Annotated in this window: 14 protein-coding genes; 12 read left to right on the top strand and 2 right to left on the bottom strand. The window is 71.9% G+C overall.

From position 1 onward, the window contains the following. Positions 1-54 precede the first annotated feature (54 nt). Genes dxr through FBY23_RS11525 form a run of 4 tightly spaced genes read left to right on the top strand, consistent with a single transcriptional unit; the run spans position 55 to position 4,574 of the window. Positions 55-1,158 (top strand): 1-deoxy-D-xylulose-5-phosphate reductoisomerase, encoded by a 1,104-nt coding sequence (gene dxr / locus FBY23_RS11510; protein ID WP_141798268.1) that lies wholly within the window; start codon positions 55-57, stop codon positions 1,156-1,158. Further along, positions 1,155-2,510: an RIP metalloprotease gene (locus FBY23_RS11515; RefSeq protein WP_141798269.1), complete on the top strand. Its 1,356-nt coding sequence runs from the start codon at positions 1,155-1,157 to the stop codon at positions 2,508-2,510. The genes dxr and FBY23_RS11515 overlap by 4 nt, the downstream gene beginning before the upstream one ends. Before the next feature lie 31 nt (positions 2,511-2,541). Beyond that, the gene (gene ispG, locus FBY23_RS11520) at positions 2,542-3,693 is read left to right on the top strand and encodes a flavodoxin-dependent (E)-4-hydroxy-3-methylbut-2-enyl-diphosphate synthase (protein WP_141798270.1); all 1,152 of its coding nucleotides are present in this window, start codon (positions 2,542-2,544) and stop codon (positions 3,691-3,693) included. A gap of 35 nt (positions 3,694-3,728) precedes the next feature. Continuing rightward, entirely contained in the window at positions 3,729-4,574 is an 846-nt protein-coding gene (locus FBY23_RS11525) for a GNAT family N-acetyltransferase (protein WP_141798271.1), read from the top strand. Here the strand turns inward: FBY23_RS11525 and FBY23_RS11530 are convergent. Then, a complete protein-coding gene (locus FBY23_RS11530; RefSeq protein WP_141798272.1) occupies positions 4,564-5,190 on the bottom strand; it encodes a TetR/AcrR family transcriptional regulator in 627 nt (208 codons plus the stop codon). The two genes, FBY23_RS11525 and FBY23_RS11530, sit on opposite strands and share 11 nt — an antisense overlap. 144 nt (positions 5,191-5,334) lie before the next feature. On the opposite strand from FBY23_RS11530, the gene FBY23_RS11535 reads away from it, so the two are divergent. From FBY23_RS11535 to FBY23_RS11550, 4 genes are read left to right on the top strand one after another with little or no spacing between them, the layout of a single operon-like run. Further along, positions 5,335-7,083: an FAD-dependent oxidoreductase gene (locus FBY23_RS11535; protein ID WP_141798273.1), complete on the top strand. Its 1,749-nt coding sequence runs from the start codon at positions 5,335-5,337 to the stop codon at positions 7,081-7,083. A 24-nt stretch (positions 7,084-7,107) separates the two neighbouring features. After that, positions 7,108-7,476 carry a DoxX family protein gene (locus FBY23_RS11540; protein ID WP_141798274.1) on the top strand — a complete coding sequence of 123 codons (369 nt, stop codon included), beginning with the start codon at positions 7,108-7,110 and terminating at the stop codon, positions 7,474-7,476. Positions 7,477-7,524: 48 nt separating this feature from the next. Further along, complete coding sequence (locus tag FBY23_RS11545; protein ID WP_141798275.1) at positions 7,525-9,303, top strand: proline--tRNA ligase; 1,779 nt, start codon at positions 7,525-7,527, stop codon at positions 9,301-9,303. Between the two features lie 5 nt (positions 9,304-9,308). After that, positions 9,309-10,019 (top strand): HAD family hydrolase, encoded by a 711-nt coding sequence (locus FBY23_RS11550; protein WP_141798276.1) that lies wholly within the window; start codon positions 9,309-9,311, stop codon positions 10,017-10,019. Positions 10,020-10,267: 248 nt separating this feature from the next. On the opposite strand, the gene FBY23_RS11555 is transcribed toward FBY23_RS11550, so the two are convergent. Further along, complete coding sequence (locus tag FBY23_RS11555) at positions 10,268-11,224, bottom strand: ferritin-like domain-containing protein (protein ID WP_141798277.1); 957 nt, start codon at positions 11,222-11,224, stop codon at positions 10,268-10,270. A 78-nt stretch (positions 11,225-11,302) separates the two neighbouring features. Between FBY23_RS11555 and rimP the strand changes: the two genes are divergently transcribed. From rimP to infB, 4 genes are all read left to right on the top strand, one after another. Then, complete coding sequence (rimP, locus tag FBY23_RS11560; RefSeq protein ID WP_141798278.1) at positions 11,303-11,839, top strand: ribosome maturation factor RimP; 537 nt, start codon at positions 11,303-11,305, stop codon at positions 11,837-11,839. Beyond that, complete coding sequence (gene nusA, locus FBY23_RS11565) at positions 11,839-12,819, top strand: transcription termination factor NusA (protein WP_141798279.1); 981 nt, start codon at positions 11,839-11,841, stop codon at positions 12,817-12,819. Before rimP ends, nusA begins: the two co-directional genes overlap by 1 nt. Positions 12,820-12,956: 137 nt before the next feature. Next, a complete protein-coding gene (locus tag FBY23_RS11570; RefSeq protein ID WP_260805915.1) occupies positions 12,957-13,325 on the top strand; it encodes a YlxR family protein in 369 nt (122 codons plus the stop codon). 95 nt (positions 13,326-13,420) lie between these two features. Next, positions 13,421-16,315 carry a translation initiation factor IF-2 gene (gene infB, locus FBY23_RS11575; RefSeq protein WP_141798280.1) on the top strand — a complete coding sequence of 965 codons (2,895 nt, stop codon included), beginning with the start codon at positions 13,421-13,423 and terminating at the stop codon, positions 16,313-16,315. Positions 16,316-16,333 lie beyond the last annotated feature (18 nt).

Consider the following 16,333-nt stretch of genomic DNA (forward strand, 5'->3'; position numbering starts at 1 on the left):
ACCGGCATTTCGGCGGATTCCGGACTGTGACGTCGCTCCTGCGAGGATGACCACGTGAAGGACGTCGTCATCCTCGGCTCGACCGGCTCGATCGGGACCCAGGCGCTCGACCTGGTGCGGGCCAACCGCGACCGGTTCCGGGTGGTGGGCCTGACCGCCGGCGGCGGCAACCCTGACCTCTTCGCCCAGCAGGTCGCGGAGTTCGCGCCCCGGTTCCACGGGCTCGGCGAGCAGGCCAGCGTCGAGGCCGCCCAGCAGGAGTGCGACGTCGTCCTCAACGGCATCACCGGCGCCGTGGGACTGCTCCCGACCCTGGCCGCGCTCGAGGCAGGCACCACGCTGGCGCTGGCCAACAAGGAGTCGCTCGTCATGGGCGGCCCGCTCGTGCTCGACAAGGCGAGGCCCGGCCAGATCGTGCCCGTCGACTCCGAGCACAGCGCGCTCGCGCAGTGCCTGCGCGGCGGCACCCCCGACGAGGTACGACGACTGGTGCTGACCGCGAGCGGCGGACCCTTCCGCGGCCGCAGCCGCGCGGAGCTCGCCGACGTCACGCCCGAGCAGGCGGGCAACCACCCCACCTGGGACATGGGCCCGGTGATCACGATCAACTCCGCGACCCTGGTCAACAAGGGCCTCGAGGTGATCGAGGCGCACCTGCTCTTCGGGATCCCGTTCGACCGGATCGAGGTCGTGGTGCACCCGACGAGCGTCGTGCACTCGATGGTCGAGTTCGTCGACGGCTCCACGCTGGTGCAGGCCAGCCCGCCGACCATGCTGATCCCGATCGCCCTCGGCCTGGCCTGGCCCGACCGGGTCCCGGACGCCGCGCCCGCCGTGGACTGGACCCGCGCCGAGACCTGGGAGTTCCTGCCCCTCGACGACGAGGCCTTCCCTGCCGTCGCGCTCGCCCGCGAGGCGGGGGAGAAGGGCAGCACCGCCCCGGCGGTCTACAACGCCGCCAACGAGGTCGCGGTGGAGGCCTTCCGCACCGGTCGCCTCGGATTCCCCGGGATCGTCGACGTGGTCGCCAGCGCGCTAGCCGCCCACGACGTACCCTCGAAGGGGCAGCTCTCCCTCGACGACGTCCTCGGCGCGGACGCGTGGGCGCGGGAGGCGGCCACCCAGCTCATCGACTCGAGGACCGCAACCCGCCCATGACCGCTCTGCTCTACCTGCTCGGTGTCGTCGTCTTCGCGGCGGCGATCCTGGCGTCGATCGGGCTCCACGAGCTCGGCCACATGATCCCGGCGAAGCGGTTCGGCGGGAAGGTCACGCAGTACTTCATCGGCTTCGGCCCCACCGTGTGGAGCAAGCAGGTCGGTGAGACGGAGTACGGCGTCAAGGCGATCCCCCTCGGCGGCTACGTCAAGATCGTCGGGATGCTCCCGCCGGACGCGGTCGCGCTGGCCGACCGGGTCGAGCTCGACGCCGACGGCAACCAGGTGGTCCGGGTCCGCAAGTCCAACACCGGGATGTTCACCCAGCTGATCTCGGACGCCCGCGCGGCGGAGTGGGAGACGATCCGCCCCGAGGACGCCGACCGCCTCTTCTACAAGTTCCCGTGGTGGCAGAAGGTCATCGTGATGGGCGGCGGCCCGACGGTGAACATCGCCATCGCCTTCCTCCTGTTCGCGGGTGTGTTCGCGACCTACGGCAACCCGGGCGACCAGACCGTCGAGACGACCATCGCCGAGGTCAACGCCTGCGTGCTCCCGGCCGAGGAGTCCGGCCGGGTGTGCACCCCCGAGGAGCTCGCGCAGAGTCCCACGCCCGCCCACGCGGCCGGGATCGAGGCCGGCGACCGGATCGTGTCGTTCAACGGCACCGAGGTCACCAGCTGGTCGCAGGTCCAGCGGCTGGTCAAGGCCAATGGCACCGGGCAGGCCGAGGTCGTCGTCGAGCGCGACGGCAAGGAGCAGACCTTCCGCACCCAGACCGTGGTCAAGCCGCCGCTCAAGGCCGGCGACAAGGTCGACAAGACGGTGGGCTTCCTCGGCGTCGTCCCCCGCTCGCACCCCACCACCGGCGGCGTCGTCTACACCGTCGACCAGATGGGCTCGATGACCGTCGAGGTGGTGAAGTCCCTCGCCACGCTGCCGGCCAAGGTCTGGGGCGTCGCCAAGGCGATCGTCGGCGCCGAGAAACGCGACCCGATGGGCCCGGTCAGCATCGTCGGCGGCGGCCGGCTGGCCGGCGAGACCGCCTCGCACACCGAGATCCCGGTGAAGGCGAAGCTGGTCTCCCTGCTGATGCTGGTCGCCGGCTTCAACTTCTTCATCGGCATGTTCAACTTCGTGCCGCTCCTGCCGCTCGACGGCGGCCACATCGCCGGTGCCCTGTGGGAGGCCGTGCGCCGTGGCTGGGCCCGGCTGCGTCGCCGCCCCGACCCCGGCTACGTCGACGTGGCCAAGCTGCTGCCGATCGCGTACGTCGTCGGCCTGGCGATCCTCGTCATGGGCATCGTGCTCATCGTCGGCGACATCGTCGTACCGGTTCACCTCGAATCCTGATCCACCCGCTGCGGAAAGTAGTCTTGACGCCATGACGTCCATCAGCCTGGGCATGCCCGAGGCGCCCCCGCCGGTGCTCGCTCCCCGCCGCCGGACCCGCCAGATCCGGGTCGGCAAGGTCGGGGTCGGCAGCGACCACCCGATCTCGGTGCAGTCGATGACCACGACGCTCACCTCCGACGTCAACACCACGCTCCAGCAGATCGCCGAGTTGACCGCCGCGGGCTGCGACATCGTCCGCGTGGCCTGCCCGAGCCAGGACGACGCCGACGCACTGCCGGAGATCGCGAAGCACAGCCAGATCCCGGTGATCGCCGACATCCACTTCCAGCCGAAGTACGTCTTCGCGGCGATCGAGGCCGGCTGCGCCGCCGTCCGGGTCAACCCGGGCAACATCAAGAAGTTCGACGACCAGGTCAAGGAGATCGCGAAGGCGGCCCAGGAGCACGGCACCTCGATCCGGATCGGCGTCAACGCCGGCTCGCTCGACAAGCGGCTGCTGGAGAAGTACGGCAAGGCCACCCCGGAGGCGCTCGTCGAGTCCGCCGTATGGGAGGCGAGCCTGTTCGAGGAGCACGGCTTCCGCGACTTCAAGATCTCGGTCAAGCACAACGACCCGGTCGTGATGGTCCGTGCCTACGAGCTGCTCGCCGAGCAGGGCGACTGGCCGCTGCACCTCGGCGTCACCGAGGCCGGCCCCGCGTTCCAGGGCACGATCAAGTCCGCCACTGCCTTCGGTGCGCTGCTCTCGCGCGGGATCGGCGACACGATCCGGGTCTCGCTCTCGGCGCCGCCGGTCGAGGAGGTCAAGGTCGGCATCCAGATCCTGCAGTCGCTCAACCTGCGCCCACGCAAGCTCGAGATCGTCTCCTGCCCGTCCTGCGGCCGGGCCCAGGTCGACGTCTACACGCTCGCCGAGCGGGTCACGGCCGGCCTCGACGGGCTCGAGGTCCCGCTCCGCGTCGCGGTCATGGGCTGTGTCGTCAACGGCCCGGGCGAGGCGCGCGAGGCCGACCTCGGCGTCGCCTCCGGCAACGGCAAGGGCCAGATCTTCGTCAAGGGCGAGGTCATCAAGACCGTCCCCGAGGCCGAGATCGTCGAGACCCTGATCGAGGAGGCGATGAAGATCGCCGAGTCGATGGAGCCGGTCGAGGGCGCGGAGGCCACGGTCTCGGTCTCCTGAGGACCTGGGTGCCCCATCGCCACTAGTGTGGTCGCGTGTTGACCACCCGGCACGGCGTGCGCGTCCTCGCGCAGGCAGACCTTCCCGCCTTCGTGGCCCTCGCCGGCCGCGACCCCGTGGTCAACGTGTTCGCGATCCACCGCGCCCACACCACGAACCTCGAGCCGCGCTGGCTCGGGGGTGAGATGTGGGGCCGGTTCGACGGCGGTCACCTGGTCGCGGCGTGCCACGTCGCCGCCAACCTGGTGCCGGTGCAGGCCACGCCCGAGGACGCGGAGGTGTTCGCGGGACGTGCGCTGGCCCGGCGTCGTACCGCCTCGACGATCGTGGGGCCGCAGGACGCCGTCCGCGCGTTCTGGGGCCACGTCGGCCGGGAGTGGGGGCAGCCGCGCGACGTTCGTTGGGACCAGCGCCACCTCGTCATCGACGCCGAACCACTGGTCGCGCCCGACCACGGGGTGCGACACGGCACGCCCGAGGACGTCCCCACGCTCTACCCGGCGTGCGTGGCGATGTACACCGAGGAGGTCGGGGTCTCGCCCGAGCTCGGCGGGGGAGGCGACCTCTACCGCGCCCGGGTGGCCCAGCTGGTCAGCCGGGCCTGGTCCTTCGTCCGGTACGACGGCGACGAGCTGGTCTTCAAGGCCGAGGTGGCCTGCGCCACCCCGGACGCCGCCCAGATCCAGGGGGTGTGGGTGCCACCACACCGGCGCGGCGAGGGGATCGCCACCGCCGGCATGGCCGCGGTCGTGCGGCACGTGCGGGCCCGCATCGCGCCCTCGGTGTCGCTCTACGTCAACGACTGGAACCACGCGGCCCGCAAGGCCTACGAGCGGGTCGGGTTCACCGAGACCGCGCGCTTCGCGACCGTCATGTTCTGACCTCGCCGAGGTGGGGCAGCCCGGCCCACAGGAGTCGCGCGGCGACGTCGGTCACCTCGTCCAGGCTCGCCGCCGGGTGCTCCTGCCACCAGCGGGCGACGCCGTCGACGCCGGTGATGAGGAGCTCGACGACCACCTCGGCCGCGGTCGAGCCGTGGGGGAGGCCCGCGCGGTCGAGGTCGGGTCCGAGCATGGTGGCGACCGCCTGGGTGCGGGCGGTGCGGAAGGTCCGCAGCGCCCGGTCCAGCTCGGGGTCGCCGGTCGGGATCGGGTCGACCAGGATCCGGCGGGCGGCGGGACGCTGCCGCGCGAAGGAGAGGTACGCCGCCACGGTCGCCCGCATCCGGTCCCGGCCCGCCCCCGCCCCAGTGATGCCGGCACCCACCTCGGCCAGCATGGCGGCGTTCTGGGTGTCCAGGACGTGGAGGTAGAGGTCGCGCTTGGAGCGGAAGTGGTCGTAGAGCACGGTCCTGCTGACGCCGGCAGCACCCGCGATCTCGCCGACCGACGCGGCGTCGTACCCACGGGCGGCGAACACCTCGACCGCCGCGGCCTCGATCCGCTCGCGGCGAGCCGATGCGCTGAGCCGCCGGCGGAGGCCCTCGGTGGTGCTCACGACGCCTCCTCGCTGCGGTCGCCCGGACCGACAGGAACGTCGGTTGCGGGCGTCTCTCTTGACCGGATGTGGTTCAGGTCACGATACTCGCTGTCAACGACTAACCGACACCAGTGTCGGTTGGAGATCATGGGGTGATCGCCGATGGCGCAGCTGGACCGTCGTACCTTGCTCACGTCCGCGGGTGCCGTCGGCGCCGGCGCGGTCCTCGCCGGCACCGGGCTGGCCCCGGCGTTCGCGGCCACTCCCGGCAAGCGGGTCGCCGTCCTCGGTGGCGGCATGGCCGGACTGACCGCCGCGCACGAGCTCGTCGAGCGGGGCTTCGAGGTGACCGTCTTCGAGCCGTCCGCCTGGGGCGGCAAGGCCCGCAGCATCCCGGTCGCCGGCACCGCCGCGGGTGGTCGCGCCGACCTGCCGGGCGAGCACGGCTTCCGGTTCTTCCCCGGCTTCTACCACCACGTCCCGGAGACGATGCGACGGATCCCGTTCGGGAACGGGACCGTCGGCGACAACCTGGTCGCCGCCAGCGGCGGCAAGTTCCTGCGCTCCGGCGACCACGCCGACGCCTTCGTGTTCGGCATCGGGCCGGACCCGCAGCAGGTCCTCACGGTCGACGGCCTGCGCCGGTTCCTGCGCGACACGCTCGGCGGTTCCGCCGTGCCTCCACACGAGTTCACCTACTTCGTCGAGCGGCTGCTCGTCTTCCTCACCAGCTGCGACGAGCGCCGTCTCGGGCAGTGGGAGAAGGTCAGCTGGTGGGACTTCGTCGGCGCGGCGAAGCGGTCCACGCCGTACCAGAAGATCCTCGCCGCCGGCCTCACCCGCAACCTGGTCGCGGCCAAGGAGACCATCGCCAGCACCCGCACCATCGGCAACATGGGCGAGGCCTTCGTCTACAACATGATGGGTCGGGGCAACGACGGCGCGCTCGACCGGGTGCTCGACCTGCCGACCAACGAGGCCTGGATCGACCCGTGGCTGACCTACCTGCGCGGGCGCGGCGTCCGCTTCGTCGCCGGCCAAGGGCTGGTCCGCTACGAGACCGCGGGCGGGCGGATCACCGCTGCCGTCCTCGCCGACGCCGCCGGCGCGACGAGCCGCGTCGAGGCGGACTGGTTCGTCAGCGCGATGCCGGTCGAGCGGGTGGTCCCGACCCTGACTCCGGACGTCCTCGCCCTCGACCCCGGCCTGCAGCGGCTCTCGGCGCTCAAGACCGACTGGATGGTGGGCATCCAGTTCTTCCTGCGCGCACCGGTGCCGATCACCAAGGGGCACATCACCTTCATCGACTCTCCGTGGGCGCTCACCGCGCTGACCCAGGGCCAGTTCTGGGCGGACCGCGTGGTCTCCCGCGACTACGGCGACGGGGAGGTGGTCGACATCCTCTCCGTCGACGTCTCCAACTGGGACGCGCCCGGGATCCTGTACGGCAAGCCGGCCAAGGAGTGCACCCGCCAGGAGATCGCCGATGAGGTGCTCGCCCAGATCCGCGACCACCACACCGCCGGCGACCTGCTGCCCGAGGGGATCATCCATTCGTGGTTCCTCGACCCCGGCGTCCAGTGGAACGCCGCGGCCGGCCGCAACACCAACGAGACGCCGCTGCTGGTCAACACCGTCGACTCCTGGTCCAGCCGGCCGACCGCCCGCACCCGGATCCCCAACCTGCTGCTCAGCGGCGACTTCGTGCAGACCGACATCGACCTGGCCACGATGGAGGGGGCCAACGAGTCGGCCCGGCACGCCGTCAACGCGCTCCTCGACGAGGCCGATTCGCCGGCGGCGCGGGCCAAGACCTTCACGCTCTACGACCCGCCCGAGTTCGCCCTGCTCAAGCAGGCCGACAAGGTGCTCTACAAGCTCGGCCGGCGCAACCTGCTCGACCTCGGCTGACAGGTCGGCTGACAGAGTGGGGACATGACCGTCCCCCTCACGGCCAAGGCCGTCACCGGAGCCTTCGTCGCCAGCGGCGTCGTGCACCTCGTCCGCCCGCAGGTGTTCGAGCCGTTGGTTCCCGAGCAGCTGCCCGGCGGCCCACGGCCGTGGGTGACGTGGAGCGGTGTCGCCGAGCTGGCCTGCGCCGCCGGCATGCTGCACCCGCGCACCCGCCGGGTCGCGGCGTACGCCGGCGCGGCGCTGTTGGCCGGCGTGCTCCCGGGGAACGTGAAGATGGCGCTCGACGCCCAGCGCGGCGACAACGCGGTGCTCAAGGCCGGCACGCTGGCCCGGCTGCCGCTCCAGGTGCCGATGATCCGCGCGATGCTGAAGGCGGCACGCGCGGCCTGAGCGTTACTGGTTCGCTGCGCCGCGGGGCCCGGCCGTAGGCTTCGGCCCGTGCTGATGCGGATGTCGACCCTGTTCGTTCGGACCCTGCGCGAGGACCCCTCGGACGCGGAGGTCCCGAGCCACCGGCTGCTCGTGCGCGCCGGCTACATCCGCCGCGCCGCGCCGGGCATCTACACCTGGCTGCCGCTGGGCCTGGCCGTGCTGCGCAAGATCGAGGGCATCATCCGCGAAGAGATGAACGGGATCGGCGCGCAGGAGGTGTCCTTCCCCGCGCTGCTGCCGCGCGAGCCCTACGAGGCGACCAACCGCTGGACCGAGTACGGCGAGGGCATCTTCCGGCTCAAGGACCGCAAGGACGCCGACTACCTCCTCGGTCCCACGCACGAGGAGATGTTCACCCTCCTCGTCAAGGACATGTACAGCTCCTACAAGGACCTGCCGCTGAGCCTCTACCAGATCCAGACCAAGTACCGCGACGAGGCGCGGCCCCGCGCAGGCCTGCTGCGTGGGCGCGAGTTCACGATGAAGGACTCCTACTCCTTCGACGTCAGCGACGCGGGCCTCGAGGTGTCCTACCAGAACCACCGCGACGCCTACGTCCGGATCTTCGACCGGCTCGGCTTCGACTACGCCATCGTCAAGGCCACCGCCGGCGCGATGGGCGGCTCGAAGTCGGAGGAGTTCCTCGCCAAGGCCGAGGTCGGCGAGGACACCTACGTCCGCTGCACCCACTGCGACTACGCCGCCAACGTCGAGGCCGTGCAGGTCCGCCCGCCCGCGCCCACGTCGTACGACGCACTGCCGGCCGCCCACGCCGAGCCGACCCCCGACACCCCGACCATCGACACGCTGGTCGCCCACCTCAACGCGGCCTATCCCCGCGAGGACCGTCCGTGGGTGGCCGGTGACACGCTCAAGAACGTCGTCGTCGTGCTGAAGCACCCCGACGGTACCCGCGAGCCCCTCGCCATCGGCCTACCCGGCGACCGTGAGGTCGACCAGAAGCGGCTCGAGGGCCAGCTCGAGCCGATCGAGGTCGAGCCCATGGACGAGGCCGAGTTCGCCAAGCACCCCGCGCTGGTCAAGGGCTACATCGGGCCCGGAGCGCTCGGCGAGGAGAGCAAGTCCGGTATCCGCTTCCTCCTCGACCCCCGGGTCGCCGACGGCACCCGCTGGGTGACCGGCGCCGACGTCCACGGCTCCCACGTCATCGACCTCGTGGCCGGCCGCGACTTCACCGCTGACGGCACCATCGAGGCCGCCGAGGTCCGCGACGGCGACGCCTGCCCCAACTGCACCGAGGGCACGCTCGAGACCGCCCGCGGCATCGAGATGGGCCACGTCTTCCAGCTCGGCCGCAAGTACGCCGACGCGCTCGACCTCAAGGTGCTCGACGAGAACGGCAAGCTGGTCACCGTCACGATGGGCTCCTACGGCATCGGCGTCACGCGCGCGGTGGCCGCGATCGCCGAGGACACCCTCGACGAGATCGGCCTGTGTTGGCCGCGCCACGTCGCGCCCGCCGACGTCCACGTCGTCGCTGCCGGCAAGGACGAGGCCGTGTTCGCCGCGGCGGACGAGCTCGTCGCGGGGCTCACCGCCGCCGGCCTCGACGTCATCTACGACGACCGCGCCGGCAAGATCAGCCCCGGGGTGAAGTTCAAGGACGCCGAGCTGATCGGCGTACCGACCATCGTCACCGTCGGGCGCGGCGTGGCCGATCCCGACAACAAGGTCATCGAGATCAAGGACCGGCGCAGCGGGGAGCGGCAGGAGGTCGCCCTCGGCGACGCCGTCGCCGCGCTGACGGCGATCGTCCGGGGCTGATCCCGGTGGCGGTCGACGCGGTCATCTTCGACTGGGGCGGCACGCTGACCGCCTGGCACGACATCGACTTCCACGCGGAGTCGCTCGCCCTCGCGCAGGCCGTGCGAACAACGCCGGACACGTCCGACGACCACCACGCGCACGCCGTCCGCCTGCACGAGGCCGGCAGCGTGGTCTGGGGCCGCAGCCGCGACCACCAGCGCAGCGCCACCATCGGCGACCTGTTCGACGCGGCCGGCCTCGACCACGACCCGGACCTGCTCGACGCCTACTACGCGTTCTGGGAGCCGCACACCCTCACTGACCCCGAGGTCGGCCCGCTGTGGCGGTGGCTGCGCAGCGAGGGGATCAAGGTCGGCGTCCTGTCCAACACGATCTGGCCGCGCGCCTGGCACCGCGGGTACTTCGAGCGCGACGGCGTCCTCGACCTCCTCGACGGCGACGTCTACACGAGCGAGGTCCCGTGGACGAAGCCCTCGCCCGAGGCCTTCCGCGCGGCCATGGACGCCGTCGGCGTGACCGACCCCGCCGCCTGTGTGTACGTCGGCGACCGGCTCTTCGACGACGTCTGGGGCGCGCAGAACGCGGGGATGCGGGCCGTGCACGTCCCGCACAGCACCATCCCGGCCGACCAGGTGGGCCACACCGAGGGCGAGCCCGACGCCGTCGCGCACCGCCTCTCCGAGCTGCCCGGACTGCTCGCTCCCTGGCGCTGATCGGACTCAGGTGAGGGTTCCCTCATCTGCAGGTTTGTGCAGTGCACATTTATGAGGATCGCAACCGCGGGCCCTCGGACGCGTTCTGTTGCATGATTGTGCACACGGCGGACGGTGAGCCCCACCTCTCCCGGTCGCCTGATGACCGTTGTCCCCGGTCACCATCGGTTCGCGACCCCGGCTTCGGGGGACGTCTCGGGAGTTCCCCGGATGTCGGAGGTCGCGAACCGGTGGCGTTTTTGGGGCGTTCAGAGGCCGGGCAGCCGGTCCGGCCGGCCACCGAAGGCGGTGCTGCGCACCGCGGCGTCGACGAGCGCGTCGACAGCCCAGGCGCGTGCCTCGCCGGTCGTGCTGGCGACGAGGTAGGCGTAGGTCTGCGTCGCTGACTCCTCGAGCGCGCGGGCACGGTCGGTGACCGCCGCGGGCGTGCCGAGGTCCGCCGGCAGGCCGTAGCCCGGCTCGGCGGCGACCGGCTCGGCGCCGGCGGCCCGCAGCCGGGCCATCAGGTCGTCGCGGCGCGTCCGGTGGGTCCTGTACGCCGAGGTGAGGGCGGCGTACAGCGCGGCGGAGCCGGACTGCGAGGTCTGGCCGCCGAGGACGCCGTACACGAAGACGGCGGCGTGCTCGGCGGCGAGCGTGGTCTGCAGGGCCTCGACGGCGGGCGGGGGGTCGCCGGCCGCGGCGGGCAGCGTGGCGGGGGGCCGGCTGGCGGGGCCGACGAGGACCTGGGCGAGGGCGGCGGCCATCGAGGCCAGCACCTGGGCGAGACCGCCGCTGTGCGCCTCGCGGGCAGCGCCGACGAGCCGGTCGCGCAGCGCGGTCTCGGCGGTGACCAGGGCGGCGCGTGCCGCCGGGCGGTCCGCGGCGACCTCCGATGCGGTCGCGGTGACAGAGCCGCCGAGCTCGGCGGCGTGGGCGTCGTGGACCCGGGCGAGGCGGGCGGCGACCTTGAGGCCGGGCAGTGCGTCCGCGGTCGCCGCGGCCAGCGCGCCGGTGGTCGAGACGGCGGCCAGGACGGTCTCGACGAGGGTGCTGTCGGCGTCGGCCGCGGGCGCCGTGGGCGTCACCGCGCCCGACACGCCCGGGTCGTCGCCCGAGCCGAGGACGTCGTCGATCGCGTCGCATCCGGTCAGCACCAGCGTCGTTGCGCCGATCCCGCCGAGGAGGACGAGCCGTCGGGGGACGGGGCGGGGACCTGCAGGCACCCGGCGACCCTATCGGGCAGGGGGCGGCCGGGTATCGTGTGCCTCGCACAGCCACAACAGGACACGGGGAGACTCACCATGGGTACTCATTCCGCTCAGGGAGCGACAGCAGAGCGGATCGAGCACGTCCTCGTCGCTCCGCTCGCCGAGCTGGGCCTCGACCTCGAGGCCGTGGAGCTCACCCCCGCCGGGAAGCGTCGCGTGCTGCGGATCGCCGTCGACACCGACGGCGGGCTCACCCTCGATGACGTCGCGTCGGCGACCAAGGTGATCGACCGGGTCCTGGAGGACGACGGCCCCGACGGGGGAGCCAAGGCCCTCGGCGAGCTGCCGTACACGCTGGAGGTCACCTCCCGCGGCGTGGACCGGCCGCTCACCCTGCCGCGCCACTGGCGCCGCAACGAGGGGCGCCTGGTGAAGGTGTCGCTCGCCGACGACGCGACCGTGACCGGCCGGATCGGCACCAGCGACGACGAGGGCGTCGATCTCGCCGTCGACGGCGGCGAGCGCCGGGTCGCCTACAGCGAGGTGCGCAAGGCTTTGGTGCAGATCGAGTTCAACCGCAAAGACATGAAGAACGACACGAACGACGAGAACGACAAGGACGCCGACTGATGGACATCGACCTCAGCATCCTCCGGACGCTGGAGCGCGAGAAGGAGATCAAGTTCGACGTCCTCGTCGAGGCGATCGAGCAGGCGCTGCTCACGGCGTACCACAAGACCGAGGGCTCGGTCTCGCAGGCGCGGGTCGAGCTCAACCGCAAGACCGGGCACGTCACGGTGCTGGCCGCCGAGCTCGACGCCGAGGGCAACAAGGTCGGCGAGTACGACGACACCCCGGACGGCTTCGGCCGCATCGCCGCGACGACCGCGAAGCAGATCATGCTGCAGCGGCTGCGCGACGCCGAGGACGAGATCAAGTTCGGCGAGTTCTCCGGCAAGGAGGGCGACATCATCTCCGGCGTCATCCAGCAGGGCCGCAACCCCGACGACGTGCTCGTCGACCTCGGCCGGATCGAGGCCCACCTGCCCGCCAGCGAGCGCGTCCCCGGCGAGGACTACCGCCACGGCACCCGGATCAAGTGCCTGGTGGTCTCCGTCCGCAAGGGCATGCGCGGCCCGCAGGTCACCCTGTCCCGTTCCCACCCGAGCCTGGTCAAGAAGCTCTTCGCACTCGAGGTCCCCGAGATCGCCGACGGCACCGTCGAGATCGCCGCCATCGCCCGCGAGGCCGGCCACCGCACCAAGATCGCGGTGAAGTCGACCGTCTCGGGCGTCAACGCCAAGGGTGCCTGCATCGGCCCGATGGGCCAGCGGGTGCGCAACGTGATGGCCGAGCTCGGCGGCGAGAAGATCGACATCGTCGACTGGTCCGACGACCCGGCCCGGCTCGTGGCCAACGCCCTGTCCCCGGCCCAGGTCCAGTCGGTGACCGTGGTCGACGCGGCCGCCCGCTCGGCCCGCGTCGTCGTCCCCGACTTCCAGCTGTCGCTGGCCATCGGCAAGGAGGGCCAGAACGCCCGCCTCGCTGCTCGCCTGACCGGCTGGCGCATCGACATCCACTCGGATGAGGAGGCCGGCGCAGCCGGCTGACGAGTCCGAGGGGATGCAGCCGACCCGGCGGAAACGCACCGGGGGAGCGAAGCGGAGGAGGGCGGATTGCGCCGGGTCGGCGTCACGCACCTCCCGGTTCGTGAACTCGGCACCCCAACCGGTAGAGTTGGTTCTCGGTGGCACACCGACCGAATTCCCCTGCACGCCCTGACGCCGTCCCGATCCCGGGGCCCGTCCGGACCTGCATCGGATGCCGGGCACGCGCCACCAAGAGCGAGTTGTTGCGGGTGACCGCCGGCTCGGGACCCGACGGCCAGCCGGCCGTCGTCCCGGATCCTGGTGGCACCGCGCCGGGCCGTGGAGCGCACCTGCACCCCACGACCGGCTGCTACGACCTCGCGGTACGGCGGAAGGCCTTCTCCCGTGCGCTCCGGATCGCTCCGGGCGCGGGTGGGCACTCCAGCGTGCCGGTGGGGGAGTACGTCGCCCAGGCGGCCGCAGCTCGGACCGATCCGACCGACAGAGACTGGAGCAACAGCTCATGAGCACTCGATGAGTACCTCGCGATGAGCCAGTTCGTTCTGCACCACCCACCAACGGTCTAGAGATCCAACCCGGGTCTTGGGCCAGAAGGAGAACCGTGGCCAAGACCCGAGTTTCCGAACTCGCGAAGCAGTACGGCATCAAGAGCGCCGACGCGCTCAAGATGCTCAGTGACATTGGCGAGTTCGCCAAGACGGCGTCGTCGAGCATCGAGCTCCCCGCCGTGAAGAAGTTCGAGGCGACCTACGGAGCCGAGCTCCTCGCCAAGATGAAGCCTGCCGGCGAGTCCGCCGGTGAGGCCGCCAAGCCGGCCCCGAAGGCTCCGGCCAAGAAGGCCGCTGCCGCGCCCGAGGCGCCCGCCGCCGAGGCTCCTGCTGCCGAGGCCCCCGCTGCTGAGGCCCCCGCGGCCGAGGCGCCGGCTGCTGCCGCGCCCAAGCCCGGCGGTCCCCGCCCGGGCCCGCGGCCCGGTCCGAAGGCTGCCGCCGCTCCCGAGGCGCCGGCCGTCGAGGAGCAGCCCGCCGCTGCCGCGGCCCCGGCTGCGCCCGAGGCCCCTGAGGCTCCGGCCGCTCCCGCCGCCCCGGCTGCCAAGCCCGGTGCGCCGAAGCCCCCGACGCCCAAGGCGCCGGCCCCGGCTCCGCGTCCGGTCGGCAAGCCCGGTGGCACCCCGCGTCCGGGCAACAACCCGTTCGCACCCAGCCAGGGCATGGGGCGTCGTCCCGCTCCGCCGCCGCGCGAGGGTGAGGCCGGTCCGGCCGGCCCGCGGCCGCCGGCCGGTGCCGGCGGCGGCGCTGGCCGTCCCGGCATGCCGCGTCCCAACCCGGCGATGATGCCGAAGTCCGCCGGTTCCTTCGGGCAGGGCGGCCCCGGCGGCGGTCGTGGCCCGGGTGGCCCCGGTCGCCCCGGTCCCGGTGGTCGTGGTCCGGGTGGTCCCGGTCGCGCTGGTGCCCCGGGTCGTCCCGGTGCCGGTGCCGGTGCGGGAGCTCCCGGCGGTCGCGGTCCCGGTGGCTTCGGCCCCGGTGGCGGCGGTCGTCCCGGTGGCGGCGGTCGTCCCGGCCAGCGCGGCCAGACCCAGGGTGCCTTCGGTCGCCCGGGTGGTCCCGCGCGCCGCGGTCGCAAGTCGAAGCGGGCGCGTCGCCAGGAGTTCGAGGCCATGGAGGCCCCGACGATCGGCGGCATGCGGGTCCGCAAGGGCAACGGCGAGACGGTCCGTCTCGCCCGGGGCTCCTCGCTGACCGACTTCGCCGAGAAGATCGGCGTCGACGCCGCCTCGCTGGTGCAGATGCTCTTCCACCTCGGCGAGATGGTCACGGCCACCCAGTCGGTGGGCGACGAGACGCTGGAGCTGCTCGGTGACGAGCTCAACTACGTCGTCGAGGTCGTCTCCCCGGAGGACGAGGACCGCGAGCTGCTCGGGACGTTCGACCTCGAGTTCGGCGCCGACGAGGGCAGCGAGGACGACCTGGTCGTCCGCCCGCCGGTCGTCACCGTCATGGGTCACGTCGACCACGGAAAGACCAAGCTCCTCGACGCGCTGCGCGACGCCAACGTCGTCGCGGGTGAGGCCGGCGGCATCACCCAGCACATCGGTGCCTACCAGGTCCACACCGAGGTCGACGGCACTGACCGCCGGATCACCTTCATCGACACCCCGGGTCACGAGGCGTTCACCTCGATGCGTGCCCGTGGCGCCCAGGCGACCGACATCGCGGTGCTGGTGGTCGCGGCCGACGACGGCGTCATGCCGCAGACGGTCGAGGCGCTCAACCACGCCAAGGCCGCCAACGTGCCGATCGTGGTCGCGGTCAACAAGATCGACAAGGAGAGCGCGGACCCGACCAAGGTCCGTGGCCAGCTCTCCGAGTACGGCCTGGTGCCCGAGGAGTACGGCGGCGACGCGATGTTCGTCGACGTCTCGGCCAAGGCCGGGCTCAACCTCGACAAGCTGCTCGAGGCCGTCGTGCTCACCGCCGACGCGTCCCTCGACCTGCGGGCCAACCCGGTGCAGGACGCCCAGGGCCTGGTCATCGAGGCGCACCTCGACCGCGGTCGCGGTCCGGTCGCGACCGTCCTGGTCCAGCGCGGCACGCTGCGGGTCGGCGACTCGATCGTCGCCGGTCCGGCCCACGGCCGCGTCCGCGCCATGCTCGACGAGCACGGCAACGAGCTGACCGAGGCCGACCCGGCCCGTCCGGCGATGGTCCTCGGCCTCTCGTCCGTCCCGGGCGCCGGCCAGAACTTCCTCGTGGTCGAGGACGACCGGATGGCACGCCAGATCGCCGAGAAGCGTGAGGCGCGGGAGCGGGCGGCCCTACAGGCCAAGCGCCGCGTGCGTCGTACCCTCGAGGACTTCATGGCCTCCATGGAGAAGGGCGAGAGCCAGGAGCTCAACCTCATCCTCAAGGGCGACGTGTCCGGTTCGGTCGAGGCTCTCGAGGACGCCCTCGCCCAGATCGACGTGGGCGAGGAGGTCAGCCTGCGGGTCATCGACCGCGGTGTCGGTGCGATCACCGAGACCAACGTCGACCTCGCCGCCGCCTCCGACGCGATCATCATCGGCTTCAACGTCCGCCCGCAGGGCAAGGCGGGTCAGATGGCCGAGAAGGAGGGCGTCGAGATCCGCTACTACTCGGTCATCTACCAGGCGATCGAGGAGATCGAGGCGGCCCTCAAGGGCATGCTCAAGCCGGAGTACGAGGAGCACGCTCTCGGTCAGGCGGAGATCCGTGCGATCTTCCGCTCGTCCAAGATCGGCAACATCGCCGGCTGCATGGTCACCAGTGGTGTCATCCGCCGCAACGCCAAGGTCCGCGTCCTGCGCGACGGCGCCGTGGTGGCCGACAACCTCGACCTCGCCTCGCTCAAGCGTGAGAAGGACGACGCGGCCGAGGTCCGGGAAGGCTTCGAGTGCGGTCTCGTGCTCAAGAACTTCCAGGACATCAAGGAGGGCGACATCGTCGAGGCCTTCGAGATGCGGGAGATCCCGCGCGGCTGACGCACGCCGGCAACACCT

Origin of the sequence: Nocardioides sp. SLBN-35 (genome assembly GCF_006715725.1) — a bacterium.
GTDB lineage: Bacteria > Actinomycetota > Actinomycetes > Propionibacteriales > Nocardioidaceae > Nocardioides.

Excerpts from the sequence above, each read along its gene's own strand:
- rimP (WP_141798278.1), top strand. The coding sequence starts at position 11,303 with ATGGGTACTCATTCCGCTCAGGGAGCGACAGCAGAGCGGATCGAGCAC.
- FBY23_RS11540 (WP_141798274.1), top strand. The coding sequence starts at position 7,108 with ATGACCGTCCCCCTCACGGCCAAGGCCGTCACCGGAGCCTTCGTCGCC.
- ispG (WP_141798270.1), top strand. The coding sequence starts at position 2,542 with ATGACGTCCATCAGCCTGGGCATGCCCGAGGCGCCCCCGCCGGTGCTC.
- FBY23_RS11515 (WP_141798269.1), top strand. The coding sequence starts at position 1,155 with ATGACCGCTCTGCTCTACCTGCTCGGTGTCGTCGTCTTCGCGGCGGCG.
- nusA (WP_141798279.1), top strand. The coding sequence starts at position 11,839 with ATGGACATCGACCTCAGCATCCTCCGGACGCTGGAGCGCGAGAAGGAG.
- FBY23_RS11535 (WP_141798273.1), top strand. The coding sequence starts at position 5,335 with ATGGCGCAGCTGGACCGTCGTACCTTGCTCACGTCCGCGGGTGCCGTC.